Consider the following 21,276-nt stretch of genomic DNA (forward strand, 5'->3'; position numbering starts at 1 on the left):
TTTTATTTGTCATAGCATTCCAGTCAGCTCTTCTGACTCATTACCTTTAAATTCAACATAAAAAGGCTGCATTTCTTCGTTTAAGCAATATTCGATTCTCTGTCTGAAATTTTTCCAGGTGACCATTTCAAGTGCTATCTCAATCGGGAAATACCCTACTTCTAAACTCTCAGGCCTTGTCTCGGGCTTTCCTCCAACCGGCTTTCCCTTAAAAAGTGTATTGCAGATTGAGCGGTCAACATTTTGAAAAATCCCGCAGAATTTCGTTACCTCAATGATAATTCCCGATTCCTCATGCGTTTCTCTGATGGCCGCTTCTTTCAGTGATTCCCCTTCTTCTACCTGTCCTCCGGGAATTTCCCATCCTCTTTTTGGTCCTTTTATCAGTAAGATTTCTCCCTGTTCATTTAGTACGATGGTCGCTGCGGAAACAATATGTTTTGGCGGCTGCATGACCGGTTCCCCCTCTATTATCATTTTTTCTTCTTCCAGAATTTTAACATGAATATCCAGTTTTGATTACATCGTGATAAAACTTTGAGTATTAAAAAAAACGGAAGACAGCACCATTATTACCATTTCAAAAAAACCAGATGCTGCATTTGCAGCAATCTGGTTTCTGATTAAAGCAGGTATTCATATCTTCTCTCAAGATAATTTTGAAAAAGAGTAAGCAGGGAGCAAATCCCCCAGTAGATGAATGCGACGAGAATATACATCGTCATATAGTCCAGCTCTCTTCCTCCAACGATTTTTGCCTGCTGGAACAGCTCAGGCACTGTAATCATTGCTGCTAAAGAGGAGGCTTTTGTTAAGTCGAGCAGTACATTCGACAGCGGCGGAAGCGCTATTCTAAAGGCTTGAGGAAGAATGATTCCTCTCATTGTCTGCCAGTACGACATTCCAAGCGAACTTGCTGCCTCCCACTGCCCCTTGTCAACAGATGCGAGTGCAGAGCGGTTGATTTCAGCCATATAGGCAGCACTGTTCAGACTGAAGCCAATCAGTGCTGCGGTTACCGCTGTAAACTCAATTCCGATGATCGGAAAACCGAAATACAAGATAAACAGAATCACCAGAATAGGAACGCCGCGCATAAATGAAATGTAGATTCTCGCAGGCCAGCTGAATACAGGAGATTTGGACGTTCTTCCTAAAGCAAGGAAGAAACCTAGCACCAAACCAATGCCCATGCTCACAAGCGAGATAAGCAGCGTGTTCCAGATTCCTTTCAATACAAAAGGAAAGGATTTGACGGCAAGCTCCCAGTCAAAGAGGTATTCCCATTGAATCGCATCCATTGCCGTCACCTGCCGCTACTTAAAATCAGCATCTGTTTCTTTTGAAACATCTGCCCCGTCAAAGAATTGCTTCGAGATTTTGGCAATCGTTCCGTCTTTAAGCATTTCGTTCAGTACAGTATCAATCTCTTTTTTCAGCTTGGCACTGTCTTTTTTCATAATGATGCCCTGGCTGACTGGATTGAATTTGATATCAGGATGAATGGTAATGTTCAAATCCGGAAAAGCGGCAACAGCCAAGCGCTGCAGATAATAATCATTTAAAATGACATCCGTTCTTCCAGTTGACACGTCACGCAAGTACTGATCATTTGTTGCATTGTCGTAAATGACTTCTTCAGCTCCGTACTCGCGGGCTACAGCCATATAAGTCGTTGTTGCTTCTCCTGCTGCTTTTTTCCCTTTCAGGTCTTCAAGTGATTTTATGCCCGAAAGGTCATCTTTCCGCACCATAGCTGTCCCGTAAGAGTGTTTATAAGGCACGGAAAAGTCGAACTTTTCTTTCCGCTCATCAGTCATCGTAATATCATTTGCAGCAAGATCAACTTTGCCGCTTTGAACAGACGTCAGCATACCGTCAAACGCCATTTCTGAAAATTCAGCTTCAAGATCCATGCGTTTCGCCATTTCTTTGACCACTTCCACTTCAAATCCAGTCAGCTCATTTGTTTCTGAATCATGATAGGAAGCAGGATATAGCGTGCCGGAAGTTGCTACTTTCAGCTTGCCTTCTTCTTTAATTGTGTCCCAGGCTGTTTTTTCTTCCTGTTTTTCCTGAGAACTGCTGCAGCCTGCAAGCATAAATGCGAATGCCATTATTGCGAAAATGACACCTGTTTTATTTAGTGAAAAAATATTCTTCATGCAAATCCACCTTTTTTCTATAATCCTATAAAAGATAGCATTACAGGATGAAATTCGCAATATTTATGATTGAACCTCTACCTCTTCACAGTCCGTTCAAGGGCGTACAGATCTTCCTCCATGGACTGCATTCTCTGTTCGACCAGATTTTTCGCGTCTTTTACAGCCTGGTTATAAAAATGGGGACCGATGGATTCTTTAATGAATTCAAGCAGGTTTTCAGCTGCAAGTTCTCCAATTTCATCTCCATTTTCCTGATAATAATAGCGCTGAATATCTTCAATCATCATCATCTTCTGTTCTTTCGTAAATTGAATAAACACGTTCATCAGCCTTTCCTGTTATAGATTCAAGCCTGAGGATATCAGAAAATAAAACAGATTGTCAGACTGTATTTTTCAAACATTTTATGTACAAGGAAGGATTTCTTCGATGACAGACTCTCCCTCTGTCCGCTCCTCATCCGTCCACTGCCATTTTTCAAAAAGGCGGATTCTCCCGTCAGCAAGCTTTTCAGGTTCAGAGCAGCAGCGGCCTCCCCTGATCTGATTCTTATCATTTATATGATGATAGCTGAATTCGAGGGATCCGTCTTCCTTTACCAGCCCCATCAGCGACCCTTTCAGGATTTCTCCTCCCTCATATGATCCTGAGAGAATGTTTCCTTCCTGCTTGTAAATAAAAATCGTCTTTGAAGAAACTTCCCCATTTTCAGAATTTGATACAGCAGCAAAACGGCGGTTATCATAATTTATCATGAGCAGCATCCTTTCAGCATGTTTTTGCTATCGTATCATATTTCTTTCGTATTAACTGAATTTTCCGTCTGGATATTTGTATAATAGAGGCACACGATTTAATAGGAGGAAGCTATGAAAGAAATTGGTACGGGCATCATTGCCTCCATGTTTTTTGCTGTAACATTTATCTTAAACCGGTCAATGGAGCTTGCAGGCGGCAGCTGGCTCTGGAGTTCGTCGCTCAGGTTTTTATTTATGATTCCGTTTTTGGTTCTCATCGTTGCTCTTCGAAAAAACAGCAGACAGCTCTTCTCTGAAATGAAGGATCAACCCTCTAAGTGGGTTCTTTGGAGCTTCACAGGGTTTGTGCTTTTTTATGCGCCCATCACATTTGCGGCTGCATACGGGCCCGGCTGGCTTGTAGCGGGTACATGGCAACTGACCATTGTTGCCGGAACATTGCTTGCCCCGCTTTTTTATGAAAGTTCAAAAGGTGTGAAAAACAGGAGGAAAATCCCTCTGCCTGCTCTGTTCTTTTCTATCATCATTTTTTCAGGAGTCGTTCTCATTCAAATGAAGCATGCATCTGGAGCTGGAAGCTGGGCCCTTTTGGCAGGTGTTCTTCCGGTTGCAGCTGCAGCGCTTGCTTATCCGCTCGGGAACAGGAAGATGATGGAGGTTTGCGGGGGAAGGCTTGATACTTTTCAAAGAGTGCTCGGCATGACACTTGCAAGCACTCCATTTTGGATCATTTTGGCGGTATGCGGGTATGTTTTCACAGGCCCTCCTTCATCCGGTCAGGTCGTACAATCCTTTATCGTGGCCGTCAGTTCAGGTGTAATAGCCACGACGCTTTTTTTCATTGCAACAGACAGATCGCGTCATGATGAGGGCAAGCTTGCATCTGTTGAAGCTACTCAATCAACCCAGGTCCTTTTCGTCCTTGCAGGGGAAATGATTCTTTTTTCAAGCCCTTTTCCCGGAGGCATTACCCTCGCCGGAATCGGACTAATTATCGCCGGAATGTTTATGCACAGTTATTTCAATGAAGGCCGTTTAAAAAGAATCTCCTATTCACGTGCAGCTAAAAACCTTTAGTTGAAGAAAAATCAGCCTTGCACCGCTTTTTGCGGTGTTTTTTTTGACTCAGTAAACAAAATAATAAATGGGAAAATAACTAATAAAAAACAGAAGAGAACCTACTAAGAATGGGCTGACAATCAAGTAACTTTCCTCGCGCCTGGGCTGGTAGCTTCCTGCCATCGCCGAGAAAACAGAGAACTCAGCGTTATTGGATAGAAATCCACCCGAAGAGCTTATGATGAAAGCAATAAACAGAAATATGAAGGAGCCAAAAAACATGGTTTCAGGAAAAGCCGTGTTCCATATAAAGATTGTTCCGGTTATTAATAAAGACTCAATGATCACTGTCAACAGAACAAAAAACAGGTATTTTTTCATTTTGCACCCCGCAGTCTTTGAATGACCATATATACGAAGCGGCTCCATTAAAAGTTTCATTTTTCTAAAAATTTACAACCCACTCCCTGTAGATCTCTCCGATTATCCCTTCCAGCTGATGTACACCGGTATCCGTATTTGTCATAATCACTAAACCCTTTTCTAAAAACGGGTATGCCACCAGCATACATTGAAAACCGGCTCCCCAGCCTAAAGATGAGATTTCAATCCCTTTTTGGTTATGATCAAGAAAAACACCCAGCCCGCTCCATTCCTTGCATCCCTGGGATTCAATCACTTCCATTGCTTTTTCTGCCGAAAGCTTGAGGCTGCTTTCACCTTTAATGGCATTCATTAGTTCTATCACTAATAGAGCTAAATCTGCCGGTGTTGTCCAAAGTCCCGAAGCTGCAGGAAAAGGATATACAGGATATTTTCGTTTAACAAGATCACCGCTTTTGCTGTGACCGCATGAGAAATTCCTTTTTTCTAAAGATGATGCCGGTAAATCAAACGTGCTGTCCGACATATTTAAAGGATGGAAAATATGATCATGTACCAGCTTTGTGAAAGGTATCCCGGCAGCGTCCTCTATTACGAGCTGTATGATACTGTAACCTGCGTCCGAATAGCGGAATTCGCTCCAAGGTTCATATTTCAGTTCAATTGGAGCTTTGCAATAGGGAGTCATACCTGCTAATAGCTCTGCTGTCTCAGGGCTGTCTGTCATCGAAATCCTTTCGGTAAAACTATCTGGAGGATCAAGCACGCCAGACTGATGACAAAGCAAATTTCTTACCGTCACTTTTTTCTTATTGTTAAACTCATGATCAGGTACCTTCCATGAAGTTAGTTTTTCATTAACATCCTCATCTAAATCAAGTATGCCTTGATCGGCCAGTATCATCACAAGCATTGACGCTACAAATTTACTGATTGAACACGCACTGAAAATCGTATTCCGTTTGACCATTTTATCCGTTCCGGCTTCAAGCAGACCGAAACATTCAGCGCTGCATATCCGGCCTTGATCAATTGATGCCAGGCTTAATCCCGTTATCTGAAAATCGACCATACTTTTTTGAATGTTGACGCTTAGCGGTTTCACACTAATCCCCCCATATACAAAGTACCTTTATAAAATATTTCTTTACTGTGATATAAAATGTTTATTACGTGCTGGAAAGACATATAAGAGATACCGAACTAACAGCAGGCACCTCCTTTAGATGGAGATGCCCTTTCTTGACCCTTATTGATCCGTAAGCTTTACATACCCAACCTCTTCAACAAGTTCCTGTCCCTCGGGCCCCTGCATCCATTGAAGGAATGGCTCAATCTGTTTGTTCTGATTGGATTTAAGCGTAATGGCATAGAGGGATGCAGTAAACGGATAAGTTTCATTGCTGATGTTTTCAGGATCAGGCTTGATCCCGTTTACCCCAAGCAGCTTAATGTCTCCATTTTTCCTCATTCCTGTCGCAAAATAACGGAAGGAAAAGCCAATGGCGTTTTCAACATTTCGGTAATCTGCCACTTGTTCGATAATTCCCCCCATCCCCTGCACCACTTCTTCTTTCAGCGGTTTTTGAATGGGAGTGTCCCCCATAATTTTCTCAAGCAGCGTTTGGCTTCCTGAATTTTTCGGGCGCTGAAAGGGCATGATTTCTTCCTCTTTCCCTCCTGCGTCTTCCCAATTTTTGATTTCACCGGAGTAAATTTTCTGGATTTGTTCAACATCCAGGTTTTCAACCGGATTATCCGGATGAACAAAGAATACAAATGCTTCTTTTCCAATTGGGGTCATGACAAGCTCTTTGCCGGCTTTTTCAGCCATCATCTGCTGTTCCTTTGAGGGTTCAGCACCAAAGTATATATCTACCTCACCCGAAAGCAAACGTTCATAGGCATAGATTGTATTTGTGAAACTCACGACCTCTTTTTCAGATGTCATGACGCTGCTGACATTGTTATATACTGCATTGGCAAAAGCAGAGTAAACCGGAAAAGCTGCCTCAGCTCCGTCAAGGACTGGCATTTCATCTGAGTTCTCAATGATGAACGTTGACCCGTCTTTTAAAGTCGGCAGCTTGTGATTAGGGGTGGTTACTTCATATGGCGTCAAATCTGTACTGGAATAGCCTCCTCCGTGTTCATACCCGTAGGTAGGAAGCACGTTTTTGCTTCTTTCAGCATGTATGTAGGTGCCTGCACTTAAGCTGATGCCAATGATGGCTAATAGAGTCACAGCTTTTTTTGCAGCAGGTAACAAACCGGTTCGATTTTTCAGCATTAAAATCGTGCATGTGATGCTGAATGCTCCTCCATATGCAATTGGAGCCCAGAAAAGGGTTTTCAGTTCACCGGCGAAAGCTGACATGAAGAATCCCGGTGCATACGGCAAGTGCAAAATCCCATAGATTACCCAGCTGTCGTGACCGTAAAATCCTCCGCTGATCCACATAAAGATTGCCCAAAGCACCGCAGTATAAGCAAGCGGAACAAAGGCTAGAAATTCTTGTCCCTGAACTCGATGTTTAAACCACCTGTACCCAAAGACGAGTCCTCCAATAGAAAAAACAGCGATGGACGAATATAGAATGAAGTGAACACCCGCCATCATAGAAATAACCACCAGCAGTGATAAACTGAATGGGATAAGCCCAAAATACATAAACAGCTTTGCAACTTTCAAATCTTCTTCTCCTCACCTTCCTTTTGTTAGTGTAATTTTACACTTTAATCCTAATTTTTACAATATATTTTTTCGGAATTTAAAAATGCCCTTCATTTAGAAGGACACCGTCATAGATTTCAGCTCTGTTTTCTTGCCAGTTCTTCTTTACTGATTAATTCCGAAGCCGGCACATCCAGCACTGTTGAGAGTTTTAAGATGGTTTGCGTATCAGGGATTTTTTCTCCTGCTTCATACTTTTCAATGGTCTGACGCCCAAGTCTCGCTTTAAAAGCTAGCTCCTCCTGGCTCATATTCTTCTGTTCGCGGTAATGCTTTAATTGCTGGTGAAAAGCAGCCATCATCCATTCCTCCCTAAAATCATCCAATTTTATACTTTTAGTGTATCACTGCTGCAGCCATTTGCACCATTGTAAACGTGAACATTATGTTACTAAAATACACTAATATTCTTCTCCTGTGCGGGCAACCTAAAAGGGAAAAACAATACAGGAGGTTTACGATGAAAAATAAAATTCTAATTCTCATCATGGGTGTCCTTTTTTCAGCATTTATGATGGCAGGCTGCAATGCAAATGACGATCAGGATCCGGCACCGCCTGAAAACCAGCAGGAAGAAGAACAGGATCAAATGGATGAAAACAACGAAGATGAAAATGCACCAGGCATGGATGAAGATGATACAATGATGAAAGATGATGAAAAAGACGCAGATCCGGACCCTGAAGATCCAATTGAAGATCCGGAAGATATGAATGATAAAGACCGAAAAGACGATTGAGTCCTGGAAAAGCCTTCTGCTGAAGGCTTTTTTTGTGGCTGATTTTGGGGTGATACACTGTGGGAATGTTTTTTTGGTGCCCTCTATTTTAGTCGAGTTAATTTATAGGCTTCCATTTAAATGACTCCGCCGAAACTCTCTTCTTCACCCTCTTCAACGCAAAAAAGACAGGGTCTCCCCTGTCTTTTCGTCAGTCGTGAAAATTAGTTCCGTCTGTTACTGCTTTTACTGTCCCGGTCCGGACAACAAAGTCTCCGAAGTGTTCTCCCGGCTCCCGCTCTTTTGCAAATTGGGCAATCAGGACGCGAAGTTCGCTGAGAATTTCTTCTTCTCCGATGTTTTCGCGGTATAATTTGCTCAGTCGGCTGCCGTCGAATGCGGCACCGAGATACATATTATATTTTCCAGGCGCTTTTCCGATAAAGGCAATTTCACCGAGGGCGTGGCGGGCACATCCATTTGGACAGCCTGTCATGCGGATCGTGATTTCTTCGTTGCGCAGCCCGTTCTCATCCACGATTTCTTCAATTTTGTCGATCAGTCTCGGCAAATATCTCTCTGCTTCTGCCATGGCAAGGCCGCACGTTGGAAGAGCCACGCAGGCAATGGAGCTGCGGCGCAGTGCAGAATAGTGTTTGCCGTCTGTTAAGCTGTACTTCTCCATAAGCTCATTTATTTTTTTCTTTTGCTGAGATGACACGTTTGAAATGATCAAGTTTTGGTTAGGCGTCAAACGAATGTCGCCCTTAAGCACCTTTGCAATTTCGCGCAGGCCAGTCATCAGCGGGTACCCGTCGTAGTCAGCGATGCGGCCCCCTTCTACAAACAGCGTGAAATGCCATTTGCCGTTCCCGCCTTTTACCCAGCCGTAGCTGTCGCCATTGCTGTCAAAACGGAAATCTTTTGCTGCGCCGAGCCTGTAGCCAAGACGGTTCTCAAGTTCTTCTTTCACATTCTGAAGACCTAAACGATCGACCGTATATTTAAAACGGGCATATTTTCTGACAGACCTGTTTCCGTAATCACGCTGGATGGTAATAATTTTTTCAGCCACATCTACAAGTCGATCCGGGGCAACAAAACCGATGACTTTTCCAAGCTGCGGGTAGGTTGCCTTATCACCGTGAGACATGCCCATTCCTCCGCCAATGACAACATTGAAGCCTGAGAGCTTATTATCCTCAACAATAGCGATAAACCCAAGGTCCTGAGAGTAGACATCAATATCATTTGACGGCGGTACAGCAATCCCGATCTTAAATTTTCTCGGCAGGTAAAGCGGGCCATACATTGGCTCGACTTCTTCTGCATCGGGTGTGCCTGCTACCTTTTCTTCATCAAGCCAGATCTCATGGTAGGCTCTGGTGCGAGGAAGAAGGTCATCGCTCAGTTTTCTTGAAAGCTCGTACACTTCAGCATGAAGGTCAGATTGATAAGGGTTGACATTGCACATGACGTTCCGGTTTACATCTCCGCAGGCGGCGATTGTATCCAGCATGGAAGCGTGGATTTCCTGAATCGTCTTTTTCATGTTCCATTTCAGAATTCCGTGCATCTGGAAAGTCTGGCGAGTTGTCAGTTTAAGCGTGCCGTTTCCGTATTTTTGGGCAAGCTCATCCATGACCAGCCATTGATCCGGCCTTGCGACTCCCCCTGCCATGCGGACGCGCAGCATAAACTGATAGGCAGGCTCAAGCTTTTGTTTCTGGCGCTCGTTCCGAAGGTCGCGGTCATCCTGAAGATAACTGCCGTGGTGCTTCATCAGGCGATTATCATCGTCGGGAATACCGGCGGAAATGCGCTCCTGCATCACTTCTGCGAGTGTCCCGCGCAGATAATTGCTTCGCTTTTTAATATCTTCTACATCACTCGGAGGGCCTTCAGGCGCACTCAGTACTTTATTTGACATGATGGTATACCCCTTTCAATCGTTCTCAATAGACGTCGCGCTGATAGCGTTTTTGCTGCTGCATGCCGGCAAGAACTTCTTCCGCTGCCGCGCGGCTCATGCCGCCCTCATTTTCAATAATGCTGATAAGCGTGCTGTGAACATCATGGGCCATGTGTTTTTCATCTCCGCAGATGTAGACATATGCCCCTTCTTTAATCCAAGCGTACAGCTCTTTGCTTTGCTCAAGCATGCGGTGCTGAACATACACTTTTTCTGCTGTATCCCTTGAAAAAGCGACGTCCATTCGTGTCAAACTACCATTTTCAAGAGCCTTTTGCCATTCCGTCTGATAAAGGAAGTCTGTGACAAAGTGCTGATCGCCAAAGAACAGCCATGACTTCCCTCCTGCTCCTGTTTCTTCTCTTTCCTGAATGAATGAACGGAACGGGGCGATGCCTGTTCCGGGTCCGACCATAATGACCGGCACATCAGGATTCTCAGGCAGCTTAAAATTCTGGTTTTTCTGTATGTATACAGGGAGGGTATCGCCGGGCTGAAGCCGCTCGGCTGTTAAAATGGAGCATACCCCGCTGCGCTTTCGTCCGTGTGTTTCATACCTGACTGCGCCGATGGTCAAGTGCACTTCATCGGGATTTGCCGTCAGGCTGCTCGCAATCGAATAAAGGCGCGCCGGCATTTTGCGGAGGTTTTGAACAAATTCCTCTGCCGAAACAGTCCAAGGACCAAAATCTTCAATCAGATCAATAAGGTCGCGGCCTTCAATGTACGCTTTGAGCTGATCTTCTTTTCCAGGTGAAACAAGCTCCTTAAGCACGCTTTGATCTGATATGCCTGCCAGTTTTTCTAAAAGCGGCTTTGAAAGCACAGTTACTTCAAAATGAGTTAAAAGGGCGTTCCGCAAGGACAAACGGTCTCCCTGTTTATTGATCGTCACACTGCTCTCGGGATCCCATCCCGTTTTTTCAAGCAAGAGATCAACAAGCACGGGATCATTCTCGGGATAAATGCCAAGACTGTCTCCGGGTTCATATGTAAGACCTGAGCCTTCAAGGGACAATTCAAGATGACGGGTTTCCTTATTTGACCCGCGTCCATTTAAGTTGATGTTTTCAAGTACTTCTGCACGGAAAGGATTTGTGCGGGAGTAGGCAGAAGGCTGTGCTGATTCAGCAGACACTTCACCAGCAGGAGCGGCATTGTCCCCCTGCTTCTCTTTTAAGCAAGTAATCACACCGCTGATCCATTCTGCAGCCGGCTCATCAAAATCAAGATCGCAGTCAGTGCGCGGAAAGATTCTCGTTCCACCCAGTTCTTCCAGCTTCCCATCAAAGTCTTTGCCGGTCTGGCAGAAAAATTCGTACGAGCTGTCACCAAGTGACAGAACGGAAAAATTCAGGCCATCAAGCTTAGGTGCCCTTCTTCCATGCAAAAACTCATAGAATGAGAGCGCATTGTCAGGCGGAGTTCCCTCACCGTGTGTACTGACGACAATCAAGAGGTTTTTTTCTTTTTTCAGCTGATTCGGTTTATAATCGTTCATAGAAGAAATAGTTACTTGAAAGCCTTGTTCGGACAGTGTTTTTGCTGCGTTTTCAGCAAGGCTTTGTGCATTTCCCGTCTGTGAGCCGTATAGAACGGTCACTTCTTTTGAAACGGGTGCTGTGTTTTGAACAAGTGCCGACTCTCCTGCCTTAGGCGCCAGAACACCAATAGGTCCAGCAGCCTGTGCGGCTGTCAAATATCCCGTCAGCCAGATCTTCTGTGTTTCTGATAATGTTGGCAGAAGGCGGTTAAGAAGCTCTGCCTGCTCCTGATTAAACGGACTGTTACTTACCTGAAGTTGCAACGATACCCACCTCGCAAACGAATTTGGAACTACCAATACAATTAACCCTATACGCAAAGTCGGTTTTATGACTTTGTTTTATAAAGCCTTTATAAAAAAATACTATTTCTACTTTACCTGAAAACAGAAAATTAGTAAAATACATTTAATTTATGATGATTATTAAGATTTCTAATGATAAGGTGGCTTTCTATTTTGCACTATGATGCTTTGAAAACATTTATTACTCTTGCAGAGGTGAAAAACTTTACAAAAACAGCAGAAACGCTCCGCATGTCCCAGCCGAGCGTCAGTCTTCATATTAAAAACCTTGAAAAAGAATTTGAGACAAAGCTTTTTATCCGGTCTCCCAAGTTTCTTCAGATTACCCCAACGGGCGAAATTCTGTATGACCGTGCAAAAAGGATGATTTCTTTATATGAACAATCCAAACAGGATATTCTCGAACACCAAAATGCCATCCGCGGGGAATTGAAAATTGGCGCAAGCTTTACAATTGGAGAGTATATCCTCCCTTCCCTGCTGCTTGATCTGCAAAAAGATTATCCTGAGCTTGAACTGCAGGTACTGATCGGAAACACACAGGAAATTGTACAAAGCGTGCGCATGCATGGGGTCGATATTGGTCTCATTGAAGGGCATACGAACGAAAGTGAACTTTCCGTCCACCCGTTTATGCAGGATGAGCTTTTTATCGTTGCCTCCATGGATCATGAGCTTGGTCTGAAAAAAGAGGTCACTTTTGCCGACTTGCACAACCAGCCGTGGGTCACCCGCGAAGTTGGTTCAGGTACACGTGAATATTTAAATCACGTCATACGGACGAACGGCCTTAAAGTAAAATCACTGCTTACCATCAGCAGCAATCAGGGAATAAAAGAAACGCTAATGAACGGAACGGGCCTGTCCTTTCTTTCAAAAAGCGTCATTGAACGGGATGTTGCAAATAAAGACCTTTCAATTATTCATATGAAAAATCAGCGGTTTACAAGGACTCTTTCCTACCTGTACTCGCCTGTTAGTGAAGATAAGAAGATAGTGAAAACGTTTATTAATTCACTAAAGAACAAGTGGCCGGATGAGATGAGGCTGGCAAAAAAATAACGGCGAGTGAGTAAGACCGGAATTCAAGTTTTGCGCCATACGAAAAAGGCCCAGCATGTGCTGGGCCTTTTTGCTAATTCTTCTTTTTATTGAAAAACAAAGCAGCTATAAGACTCAGCATACAGCTGAGCATCAGGGTCATTGTAAAATACAGCGTCAGCAGCACATCATTCAGATCCTTGTCATTTCCCTGTAAAAAGGTTGGGATGACGTATACAAGAGCTGCTAAAATGGCGAGTGTCACAGGCGGTATAAACCTTCTGCTATAAGGAAGTTTCAGAGTAAGAAAGACCGAAGCCGCCATAACCAGAAGCGGAAGGCCTATACGAATAAAATTTGACATGAGTTCAGAATCCACTTGCACACCCTCCTTTCTGTTAATTCGGTTCTACATGTACATGTACATTGTACACTTCATGCTTCTTCATTAAAATCGTTTCGACTTTTGTAGAAATATCGTGTGCATCACGGATATCGAGATTGGAATTCACCAGGATCACGATGTCTACTACTGTATTGTTTCCATAATTTCTCGCCTTAATTTCCTTTACCCCTTTAACCCCGTACAGAGAAAGGGCCGTTTCTTTAAAAGCCTCTATTTCCTCTTCGTCAAATCCATCCGTTAAATGGTGCGAAGCTTCCCTGAAAATATCCCATGCTGTTTTGCAGATCAGTAATCCGACAATGACGGCTGCAGCCGGATCCAGCCATGGAAGGGAGAATTGAGAGCCGATAATGCCAATCGCAATCCCAATACTGACCCATGCATCTGACAAATTATCTTTCGCAGCCGCAGTCACTGCCTGGCTGTTAATTTTTTCTCCAAGCCTTTTATTGTAACGATAAACAAGATACATAACGGCAGCACTGAATAAACCGGTCCATGCCGAGATCATGTCCGGTGATTCCTGTTTCCCTTCAAACACTGACAATACAGCTCCGTACAATACTTGAAGTCCTACGGCCATCATGATAAAAGATGCGACAAGCGACGCAACTGTCTCCGCTTTCCAGTGGCCGTATGGATGATCTTTGTCGGCAGGCTTCTGTGACAGCCGAAGCCCTATGAACACAGCAACTGAAGCAACGATATCTGTTGCGTTGTTTAAGCCGTCCGCTTTAAGTGCCTCAGAGTTCGCTGAATATCCGATCAGCAATTTCAGAGCCGATAAGCACAGGTATGCAGCAATGCTGATGATCGCTCCCCGCTCGCCTTTTTTTAAATCTGCATATTTTTGTTGTTCCATCAAATGATCCTCCGCGTTTTCGTTCCTTGAACATCTTACCAGTCAAGGTTTGAGTGAGTCTACAGCAACCTTTTTTCGCGGTTCAACAAGAGTAACAAATGTCTAAAAAAGTTTGCTCAGACAAACTTTTCTTCTTTTGCACATCTATTTCTTTCGTAAGACGAAAGAACTTTCTCAAATCTAGGCAAAAGGTTGGCAATACCATTAAAATCCACTATTTTTCTGAACCTATAGCGTCATTTCTGTCAAAAAACAAGGAATACCCTCACTTATTGCAGAAAATTCTGATTGTTCAACAAAAAATGAAGAGGTGAGCTTATTTGAAGAAGAAAACATTTGTTAAAGCAGCAGGTACAGCCTTGATGGCAGCTGCACTCGTCTTTCCGCAGGCAGGCAGTTTCGCTCCGCCTTCACAAGCTGCAGCAGAGACGCTTGAGACACAAGGGTTTATAAGCTATGCAGAGCTTCAGAAAAAACTGAGACAGCTAGAACAGACAAGCGGAGGAAAAATTTCAGTTGATGTTGCCGGATCTACCAACCAGGGACGAGAAATATATACAGCAAGGGTTGGCACTGGAGATAAAGTACTGCTAGTTCAAAGTGAAATTCACGGCAATGAAAAGACCGGTACAGTGGCGCTTTTGAACATCCTTCAAAAGATCGGATCAAGCAATTCGGAGGCAGCAAAGAAAATACGTGAAGAGATGACGATTGTTGCCATTCCGATGATGAATGCAGATGCTTCTGAACTCGACCGCCGCGGAAATGACATGAGCTGGTCGGAGGTTACGGAGCAATACCCGCAATTAAGTTCAGCAACCCCTTCCTGGAATTACTATACAAGGGTTCTCCAGGGGGATGACTATGCAGCTAATCCGGGCTTTGATGTAAACCGCGATTTCCACCCTGATTTAGATTACGTTGCTAATGCAGCAGATTTTCCTGGAGCTTCCAACAAACCTGGCTGGTACATCACGCCTGAAGCCCAGACTGTACGAGACGTCTATAAAGATCTGATGGCAGAATTCGGAAAAGTAGATGTCTTTATGGACATGCATCATCAGGGCTTCCCTTATGTCGGGGATACAGGTGAAATCGCTACAATGTCCATTTCCGCTCAATTTGTACCTGATCCGGCAACTCCTGAAGGAGATAAATATGCCCAATACGCGAACGGGTACGATTATGATTTTTCAAGGCAGCTGAATGTTGCCGTCTATGATGCCTTGCAGGCAAAAGGAGATTCCGTATTTACAAACATTTCACTCTATCAGCAGGATCTCGACCTTCCTGGAACAGCTCTTGGGTCCTTTGCATTAAACGGAAGCGGAACCGTTCTTTTTGAAGTGAAAGGCCAAACACAGAACTTTGGCCAAAAGCAAAAAGGGATGCTTGTCAAAACGGTTGAAACCGGATTAATGGGCGTAATCAACGGTGTAACTGACGGCACCGTATACACTCTCGATCCTGAAAAGTATGAAGAAATTCCGGAATCCACTTATTAATATACGCAAAAGAAAAATCCGAACTTGTATGGAGTTCGGATTTTTCTTTTGGAAATGGGATCTGTTTCCTGCTTTGTACGTTTATGACCCTTCAGATCACTCAGTCCAGCATGAAGGGTCATTTCACGCCTGCTTATGACCACTCAGCTAACCCTGCCCTGCATGAAGGGTCATATCATGCTCGCTTATCACCACTCAGCTAACCCTGCCCTGCATGAAGGGTCATATCATGCTCGCTTATGACCACTCAGCTCTCTCTGCCCTGCATGAAGGGTCATATCATGCTCGCTTATCACCACTCAGCTAACCCTGCCCTGCATGAAGGGTCATATCATGCTCGCTTATGACCACTCAGCTCACTCCGCCCTGCATGAAGGGTCATTTCACGCCTGCTCATGACCACTCAGCTCTCTCTGCCCTGCATGAATGACTCCTACACCCAGCAATCAGACCCTCATTGCCTCCTGATCTTCAAAGTCAAACTCCACTTCAAAACCGAGGTCTTTCAGCATCTCATGGTCACTAGTGCTTTCTTGTCCCCTGGTTGTTAAATAGTCTCCCACAAAGATCGAGTTGGCTGCATAGAGCCCAAGCGGCTGCAGGGATCTTAAATTGACTTCTCTTCCTCCGGATATACGGATTTCTTTCGTCGGATTGATGTAGCGGAAGAGTGCGAGCACCTTCAGGCAATACCTCGGGTCAAGCTCATCCGTTCCTTCAAGCGGAGTACCGTCAATGGCGTGAAGGAAGTTTACAGGAATACTGTCTGCGTCTAGTGCGCGCAGGCTGAATGCCATATTTACGACATCTTTTTTTGTTTCTCTCATGCCGAAGATCACGCCTGAACATGGAGAAATACCGGACGCCTTTACGGCTTCAATGGTTTGTACGCGGTTATCATATGTATGCGATGTTGTAATAGATTCGTGGTGCTCTTTTGATCTATTAATGTTGTGGTTGTAGCGATCGACTCCGGCTTCTTTGAGGCGTTCTGCCTGTCCCGGCTTCAACAGCCCCAGGCACGCACACACCTTAAGACCGAATTGATCTTTGATGTCTTTTACGGCTGATACAACTGTGTCCAGTTCTTTTTCAGAAGGACCTCTTCCGCTCGCAACAATGCAATAGGTTCCGACCTTCAGGTTATAGGCGCGTTCTGCTCCTTCTAAAATGCTTTCTTTGTTCATCATCCTGTACTTTTCAATAGGTGCCGTTGAAATGCTTGACTGAGAGCAATAGCCGCAGTTTTCAGGACAAAGTCCTGATTTCGTGTTTACGATCATGTTCAGTTTTACTTTTTTCCCGTAATAATGCTTTCTGATCAAAAATGCTCCATGAAGAAGACTAAGAATCTCATCATCTTCGCTTGTTAAAATTTCAAGTGACTCTTCCTCTGTTAATACCTTGCCGTTTATGACTTCATTTGCAAGCGTTGACCAATTCATTGCATTCCCTCCATCTCGTCGTTCTCTTCCATCGTAAAGAATAGCAAGGATTTGTGTCAACTTATTTTTAATTCGGTTAACAAATTTATGTAAACGTTCTTAAAACGTTCAATATATACAAATTATTACATTTATATGAATGGTACGATTAAATCAGCCAATCATTAGGAGGAAAAAGATCATGCTAAAAAGAATGATGAATACTCCAAAGAAAAAAACAGCCGTTTTTTTTGCTCTATACGCAGGTCTAATGGCGTGGCTGATTCTTATGGCCGTAAATTTCACCACAGTTAATGAACAGAAGACTGATTTTGCAGGAGAATTCGCCGAGCAAGTCAAGGTACAGGAAGCTAAAAGAGAAGAAGAGAAAAAGCGGGAAGATAAGCCTCTTTGGGAAGTCTCTGATCGAACAGCCATTATCGCCGTTACAGCTGGAGCAATCGCAGATATCCTGGTTGTTTTATGGTGGGCAAGAAGAGAAAACAGACGTATGGATGAGAAGCAGGATGTACCGGCTAAGAAAAGATGGCGGGACAGCAAATGGTTCTGGTACATCGCAGCAATGGGTGTTATTCAGCCCTCAGGCAGCCGCTACATCATTAATTGGAAAAACATGATTGCCTCCGCGGTACTAATTCATGTACTTCTTTATTTGCTTATCAAAAATGCATAAAAAAAGAGAGGTTTCCCCCTCTCTTCTCAGCTCTCTAATGAATTCTGGATTTCATATTCTTCTTTTTTCTCTTCCATCCAGCCAGTATAGGCTGTCTGCATTTTCTGATCGAAAAGGGCTTCCTTGATTTCCTCTTTTTTCTCAGCATATACTGCCGGGACTGCCGCTTTTTTGTCTTCGAATTTGATAATGTGGTAACCAAACTCTGTTTTTACAGGAGCACTTATTTCCCCTTCTTTCATAGAGAAGGCTTTTTCTTCGAATGCTGCCGTCATCTCGCCTTTTGCGAAATAGCCAAGCTCTCCGCCATTGCCGCTGTTAGAGGTATCTGTTGAATATTCTTTGGCTAGCTCCGCAAAATCAGCTCCTCCATCAAGTTTGCTTTTGACTTCTTTTGCTGCCGCCTCATCTTCCACTAAAATATGGCTTGCATTTACTTGTTCTGGTTCAGAAAGACTTTCTTTGTTTTCTTCAAAATAGGTTTTCATCTCATCTTCCGAAATGTCAATCTCAGGCTCGAGCAGTTTTTCAATTTTTAAATTTGTTTTCAGTTCCTCTTTTACCGCCTCTGCAGAACCGCCGGAAGCCTCAATCTGCTGGAGAAAGGCCTCTTCTCCCCCGTACGATTCCACGATTGTTTGATACTCTTTGTCAACATCTGCATCAGATACTGTAATCTTCTTTTTTTCCGACTCCTGATTGATGATTTCTTCTGTAATTAAGTAGTCTACAAGCTTAGATCCGCCCTGATCTGCAAGCAGCCCGTAAAGCCTGTCCTGACTGATTTTTTCGCCGTTCACACTGGCTACAGCCCCGTCGTCATCCGCAGAACCGACAGCCCAGCCGATTCCCCCGCTGAGCAGACCTGTCATTAAAAAGGCGTACGTCAGTTTATTTGCAAGTATGTTTTTCATTTTGATAACTCCCAACTATTTTCTTCCTATCTTTTGCTGAACACCTTCCAGTATAACGGGCAGTTATGAATAAACTATGAACAAAGAGAGAAGAAGATATGAAAGTGATATTCCAAAGATTCCCTTCGTTATTTAGAAGGAGATTATCAAACCATAAGAGATAACTACGTTCCGGGAGTTTTTTTATGCTGAGAAAAATGATGATTATGTTTGGAGTATGCATTTCACTGGTGATTTGCACTTTTTTCATTCTTCAGTGGGATGTAAAAAGCGGATATAAGGACTATACCAATGAACACGGCATGATTAAAACCCCCGTATACCACGGGGATCTGACCCTGTTCCCCGAAGGTGACAGCCTTTATAAATCACTCTTTCAAGATATTAAAGAAGCTGAAAACTACATTTATATTCATTTTTTTATCATCAGGGACGATCCTGTCAGCCTGAACTTCTTGTCCCTTCTTCAAAAAAAGGCCGAAAACGGAATAGATGTGATGCTTTCTGTCGACCGCATCGGCGGAAAAGAGATCAACAGGAAAATAATTAATCGCCTAGAAGCGAGCGGTGTGCACTTCACGTTCAGCAGGAAAACCGGAATCACTCATCCTTTTTACAGAATGAATCACCGCAATCACAGAAAGCTTGTCATTATTGACGGAAGGGTGTCTTATTTAGGCGGATTCAATATGGGAGAAGAATATCTGGGCCAGGATAAACGCTTCGGGTACTGGCGGGACTATCACCTGCGGATTGCCGGTGAAGGCGCGTATGAAGTGGAGGAGCAATTTTTGAAAGACTGGGAAGAAGACACCGGGCAGAAAAGGCCTCCTAAAAAACATCAGCCTGTCCGGACGGACGGTTCTGAATATCGGCTGTTTTTCTCAACCGGAGGAGAATGGGAAAAAGAACTCCTGTCTTTAATAAGAAGTGCAAGAAAACAGCTTGTTATTGCAACTCCCTATTTCATACCAAACAATGAGATGATGGATGCGCTGATTGATGCGCGGAAAAATGGCGTCAAAGTTGAGATCCTCGTCCCTGACCATACAGACGCATGGTTTACAAAGCCTCCAAGCTATCCAAAAACAGAAAAGCTGTTAAACCGCGGCGTGGATATTTATTTGTATACAAAAGGATTTTTTCATGGGAAAGTGATGCTGATTGATGGTAAAACGGCGAATATCAGCACAGCAAACTGGGATCCGCGGAGCTTTTATTTAAATGATGAAGCGAGCTGCCTGATCTACGACACAGAAGTCATCAAGACCATTTCAGCTGAGATTGAAGAGGATAAAAAAAACAGCCGGAAGCTGAACGAAGCGATTATAAAAGAAATTCCATCCTGGGAGCGTTCATTTATGAAAACCCCAGAATGGATTTATTATTATTTTTAAGCTGGAACGCGTGATGGTTTTCTTTTTCCTAAAACCAGCCCAACAGCAGCTCCCAGTAATGCCGGAACAAGCCAGCCAATGCCTTCGCCGTAAAGCGGAAGGTAGCTTAGGGCAGGTGTCAGTGCTTCACTGAGAAATGTTTGATTAACTGTATCCGCCAGACTGAAGAGGCCTGTGAAAAGAACCGTAGTTACATAGATGTAAGGACTGTTTTGGATGAAAGAATGAACCAGTGCAAGAATGATCAGCACGATGGCAATTGGGTAAATCATGCCCAGTATCGGCACAGAAACGGTCAAAATCTGAGTCAGTCCAAGATTTGCAACGGCTGTGCTTGCCAGACATAAAATCAATACCCATACCTTATACGGCACTCTAGGCACAGCCCCTGCAAAAAACTGGCTGCACGATATCACAAGCCCAATGGAAACGCAGAAACAAGCCAGTGTAAAGACAAGCCCAAGTATGACGCTGCCGCTTGTACCGAACAGGCTCGTCATAATATTCGTCAGAATCTGGGCGCCGTTTTCAGATGTTCCGAGAGATGCGCTCGCTGCACCCATTGTACCAAGAAGAATGTAGATAATGGTTAAAAGCAAGCCTGCTCCAATTCCTGCAAACATCATATAACGGGACAGTGCTTTCTCATTTGTTACACCCTGTGATCTGATAGCAGTTGCTATCACAATACCGAAAGCAAGCGCGGCCAGTGCATCCATCGTCAAGTATCCATCAAGAAACCCCTGAAAAACAGGACTCGAGCCATAATTGCCTGATGCCTGTCCACTTTCTCCAATCGGTGTTATCAAAGACTTCACAAAAATAACCAGAATCAGCGTCAGCACAATCGGCGTAAGCAATTTTCCGAATAAGTCCACAAGCTTAGACGGGGACATGCTGAGCCAGTACACTAAGCCAAAAAAGACCGCTGTATAAATGAACAGTGCTGCAGGAGTACCCGCAGCCTCAGCGGGAAGAAAAGGGGCTGCCCCCATTTCAAAAGCTAAGCTTCCGGCTCTTGGAATCGCAAGTCCAGGTCCGATCGAAACGTAAATAATAAACGGGAAAATAAGGGCAAATACAGGGTGAACCCTTGAATTTAATTCATGAAAGCTCCCTGCTTTAGCAACTGCGATAACCCCGAGAATGGGAAGACCCACCGCGGAAAGAATAAAGCCTGCAAGAGAAGGCCAAAGATTGTCCCCTGCTGCCTGTCCAAGAAAAGCCGGGAAGATTAAGTTCCCTGCTCCAAAAAACATGGAAAATAACATAAGACTGATAAACATGATCTGTTTTGCTGAAAATTCCTTTGCCATACAAAAACTCCTTTAAGATGAAGGTTCTATGATGAAAATAATAGTTCAAAGTATAACAGCTAAAAAATTGATTGA

Annotated in this window: 21 protein-coding genes; 6 read left to right on the forward strand and 15 right to left on the reverse strand. The window is 43.9% G+C overall.

The features are described 5' to 3' along the window. Nucleotides 1-9: 9 nt before the first annotated feature. From ACK1LH_RS11540 to ACK1LH_RS11560, 5 genes are all read right to left on the reverse strand, one after another. Nucleotides 10-453, reverse strand: a complete 444-nt coding sequence (locus ACK1LH_RS11540) for an NUDIX hydrolase (RefSeq protein ID WP_411333097.1) — start codon at nt 451-453, stop codon at nt 10-12. Between the two features lie 170 nt (nt 454-623). After that, nucleotides 624-1,301 (reverse strand): amino acid ABC transporter permease, encoded by a 678-nt coding sequence (locus tag ACK1LH_RS11545; protein WP_029280690.1) that lies wholly within the window; start codon nt 1,299-1,301, stop codon nt 624-626. A gap of 15 nt (nt 1,302-1,316) precedes the next feature. Continuing rightward, entirely contained in the window at nt 1,317-2,165 is an 849-nt protein-coding gene (locus tag ACK1LH_RS11550; protein WP_029280688.1) for a transporter substrate-binding domain-containing protein, read from the reverse strand. Between the two features lie 77 nt (nt 2,166-2,242). After that, entirely contained in the window at nt 2,243-2,494 is a 252-nt protein-coding gene (locus ACK1LH_RS11555; RefSeq protein WP_051827241.1) for a DUF2164 domain-containing protein, read from the reverse strand. Between the two features lie 78 nt (nt 2,495-2,572). Then, complete coding sequence (locus ACK1LH_RS11560) at nt 2,573-2,923, reverse strand: hypothetical protein (protein WP_029280684.1); 351 nt, start codon at nt 2,921-2,923, stop codon at nt 2,573-2,575. Nucleotides 2,924-3,037: 114 nt separating this feature from the next. Between ACK1LH_RS11560 and ACK1LH_RS11565 the strand changes: the two genes are divergently transcribed. Next, on the forward strand, nt 3,038-4,003 hold the full coding sequence (locus tag ACK1LH_RS11565; protein ID WP_029565904.1) for a multidrug resistance efflux transporter family protein: 966 nt from the start codon (nt 3,038-3,040) through the stop codon (nt 4,001-4,003). 427 nt (nt 4,004-4,430) lie between these two features. Here the strand turns inward: ACK1LH_RS11565 and ACK1LH_RS11570 are convergent, their stop codons facing one another. From ACK1LH_RS11570 to ACK1LH_RS11580, 3 genes are all read right to left on the reverse strand, one after another. Continuing rightward, complete coding sequence (locus tag ACK1LH_RS11570) at nt 4,431-5,474, reverse strand: serine hydrolase domain-containing protein (protein ID WP_029280681.1); 1,044 nt, start codon at nt 5,472-5,474, stop codon at nt 4,431-4,433. A 144-nt stretch (nt 5,475-5,618) separates the two neighbouring features. After that, on the reverse strand, nt 5,619-7,061 hold the full coding sequence (locus tag ACK1LH_RS11575; protein ID WP_411333101.1) for a PstS family phosphate ABC transporter substrate-binding protein: 1,443 nt from the start codon (nt 7,059-7,061) through the stop codon (nt 5,619-5,621). A 119-nt stretch (nt 7,062-7,180) separates the two neighbouring features. Beyond that, nucleotides 7,181-7,402, reverse strand: a complete 222-nt coding sequence (locus tag ACK1LH_RS11580; protein ID WP_029280678.1) for a helix-turn-helix domain-containing protein — start codon at nt 7,400-7,402, stop codon at nt 7,181-7,183. Nucleotides 7,403-7,563: 161 nt separating this feature from the next. Between ACK1LH_RS11580 and ACK1LH_RS11585 the strand changes: the two genes are divergently transcribed. Further along, nucleotides 7,564-7,842, forward strand: a complete 279-nt coding sequence (locus tag ACK1LH_RS11585; protein ID WP_029280676.1) for a hypothetical protein — start codon at nt 7,564-7,566, stop codon at nt 7,840-7,842. 190 nt (nt 7,843-8,032) lie between these two features. On the opposite strand, the gene cysI is transcribed toward ACK1LH_RS11585, so the two are convergent. Both cysI and ACK1LH_RS11595 read right to left on the reverse strand, forming a co-directional pair. Beyond that, the gene (gene cysI, locus ACK1LH_RS11590) at nt 8,033-9,751 is read right to left on the reverse strand and encodes an assimilatory sulfite reductase (NADPH) hemoprotein subunit (protein ID WP_411333103.1); all 1,719 of its coding nucleotides are present in this window, start codon (nt 9,749-9,751) and stop codon (nt 8,033-8,035) included. Nucleotides 9,752-9,776: 25 nt separating this feature from the next. Then, entirely contained in the window at nt 9,777-11,600 is a 1,824-nt protein-coding gene (locus ACK1LH_RS11595; protein ID WP_029280672.1) for an assimilatory sulfite reductase (NADPH) flavoprotein subunit, read from the reverse strand. Nucleotides 11,601-11,795: 195 nt separating this feature from the next. On the opposite strand from ACK1LH_RS11595, the gene ACK1LH_RS11600 reads away from it, so the two are divergent. After that, nucleotides 11,796-12,704 (forward strand): LysR family transcriptional regulator, encoded by a 909-nt coding sequence (locus tag ACK1LH_RS11600; RefSeq protein ID WP_029280670.1) that lies wholly within the window; start codon nt 11,796-11,798, stop codon nt 12,702-12,704. A 73-nt stretch (nt 12,705-12,777) separates the two neighbouring features. Here ACK1LH_RS11600 and ACK1LH_RS11605 read toward each other — a convergent pair whose 3' ends face one another. After that, complete coding sequence (locus tag ACK1LH_RS11605) at nt 12,778-13,062, reverse strand: hypothetical protein (protein WP_029280669.1); 285 nt, start codon at nt 13,060-13,062, stop codon at nt 12,778-12,780. 19 nt (nt 13,063-13,081) lie between these two features. Beyond that, nucleotides 13,082-13,951: a cation diffusion facilitator family transporter gene (locus tag ACK1LH_RS11610; RefSeq protein WP_029280668.1), complete on the reverse strand. Its 870-nt coding sequence runs from the start codon at nt 13,949-13,951 to the stop codon at nt 13,082-13,084. 320 nt (nt 13,952-14,271) lie between these two features. Between ACK1LH_RS11610 and ACK1LH_RS11615 the strand changes: the two genes are divergently transcribed. Further along, the gene (locus ACK1LH_RS11615; protein WP_411333104.1) at nt 14,272-15,456 is read left to right on the forward strand and encodes a M14 family zinc carboxypeptidase; all 1,185 of its coding nucleotides are present in this window, start codon (nt 14,272-14,274) and stop codon (nt 15,454-15,456) included. A 446-nt stretch (nt 15,457-15,902) separates the two neighbouring features. On the opposite strand, the gene bioB is transcribed toward ACK1LH_RS11615, so the two are convergent. Further along, the gene (gene bioB / locus ACK1LH_RS11620) at nt 15,903-16,901 is read right to left on the reverse strand and encodes a biotin synthase BioB (RefSeq protein ID WP_411333106.1); all 999 of its coding nucleotides are present in this window, start codon (nt 16,899-16,901) and stop codon (nt 15,903-15,905) included. A 181-nt stretch (nt 16,902-17,082) separates the two neighbouring features. On the opposite strand from bioB, the gene ACK1LH_RS11625 reads away from it, so the two are divergent. Then, on the forward strand, nt 17,083-17,574 hold the full coding sequence (locus ACK1LH_RS11625; RefSeq protein WP_029565911.1) for a hypothetical protein: 492 nt from the start codon (nt 17,083-17,085) through the stop codon (nt 17,572-17,574). 26 nt (nt 17,575-17,600) lie between these two features. Here ACK1LH_RS11625 and ACK1LH_RS11630 read toward each other — a convergent pair whose 3' ends face one another. After that, a complete protein-coding gene (locus tag ACK1LH_RS11630) occupies nt 17,601-18,488 on the reverse strand; it encodes a peptidylprolyl isomerase (protein ID WP_411333107.1) in 888 nt (295 codons plus the stop codon). 185 nt (nt 18,489-18,673) lie between these two features. Between ACK1LH_RS11630 and cls the strand changes: the two genes are divergently transcribed. Further along, on the forward strand, nt 18,674-19,885 hold the full coding sequence (gene cls / locus ACK1LH_RS11635) for a cardiolipin synthase (RefSeq protein ID WP_051827243.1): 1,212 nt from the start codon (nt 18,674-18,676) through the stop codon (nt 19,883-19,885). On the opposite strand, the gene brnQ is transcribed toward cls, so the two are convergent. Next, the gene (gene brnQ, locus ACK1LH_RS11640) at nt 19,882-21,201 is read right to left on the reverse strand and encodes a branched-chain amino acid transport system II carrier protein (RefSeq protein WP_411333108.1); all 1,320 of its coding nucleotides are present in this window, start codon (nt 21,199-21,201) and stop codon (nt 19,882-19,884) included. The genes cls and brnQ overlap by 4 nt on opposite strands. Between the last annotated feature and the right edge of the window lie 75 nt (nt 21,202-21,276).

This window comes from Metabacillus indicus, assembly GCF_046603695.1.
GTDB lineage: Bacteria > Bacillota > Bacilli > Bacillales > Bacillaceae > Bacillus_P > Bacillus_P indicus.

What these genes read in the sequence shown, in the direction of transcription:
- ACK1LH_RS11555 (WP_051827241.1), bottom strand. Translation starts at nt 2,494, where the DNA reads ATGAACGTGTTTATTCAATTTACGAAAGAACAGAAGATGATGATGATT.
- ACK1LH_RS11560 (WP_029280684.1), bottom strand. Translation starts at nt 2,923, where the DNA reads ATGATAAATTATGATAACCGCCGTTTTGCTGCTGTATCAAATTCTGAA.
- ACK1LH_RS11630 (WP_411333107.1), bottom strand. Translation starts at nt 18,488, where the DNA reads ATGAAAAACATACTTGCAAATAAACTGACGTACGCCTTTTTAATGACA.
- ACK1LH_RS11585 (WP_029280676.1), top strand. Translation starts at nt 7,564, where the DNA reads ATGAAAAATAAAATTCTAATTCTCATCATGGGTGTCCTTTTTTCAGCA.
- ACK1LH_RS11545 (WP_029280690.1), bottom strand. Translation starts at nt 1,301, where the DNA reads ATGGATGCGATTCAATGGGAATACCTCTTTGACTGGGAGCTTGCCGTC.
- ACK1LH_RS11580 (WP_029280678.1), bottom strand. Translation starts at nt 7,402, where the DNA reads ATGGCTGCTTTTCACCAGCAATTAAAGCATTACCGCGAACAGAAGAAT.
- cysI (WP_411333103.1), bottom strand. Translation starts at nt 9,751, where the DNA reads ATGTCAAATAAAGTACTGAGTGCGCCTGAAGGCCCTCCGAGTGATGTA.
- ACK1LH_RS11610 (WP_029280668.1), bottom strand. Translation starts at nt 13,951, where the DNA reads ATGGAACAACAAAAATATGCAGATTTAAAAAAAGGCGAGCGGGGAGCG.
- ACK1LH_RS11550 (WP_029280688.1), bottom strand. Translation starts at nt 2,165, where the DNA reads ATGAAGAATATTTTTTCACTAAATAAAACAGGTGTCATTTTCGCAATA.
- bioB (WP_411333106.1), bottom strand. Translation starts at nt 16,901, where the DNA reads ATGAATTGGTCAACGCTTGCAAATGAAGTCATAAACGGCAAGGTATTA.
- ACK1LH_RS11540 (WP_411333097.1), bottom strand. Translation starts at nt 453, where the DNA reads ATGCAGCCGCCAAAACATATTGTTTCCGCAGCGACCATCGTACTAAAT.
- cls (WP_051827243.1), top strand. Translation starts at nt 18,674, where the DNA reads ATGCTGAGAAAAATGATGATTATGTTTGGAGTATGCATTTCACTGGTG.
- ACK1LH_RS11625 (WP_029565911.1), top strand. Translation starts at nt 17,083, where the DNA reads ATGCTAAAAAGAATGATGAATACTCCAAAGAAAAAAACAGCCGTTTTT.
- ACK1LH_RS11565 (WP_029565904.1), top strand. Translation starts at nt 3,038, where the DNA reads ATGAAAGAAATTGGTACGGGCATCATTGCCTCCATGTTTTTTGCTGTA.
- brnQ (WP_411333108.1), bottom strand. Translation starts at nt 21,201, where the DNA reads ATGGCAAAGGAATTTTCAGCAAAACAGATCATGTTTATCAGTCTTATG.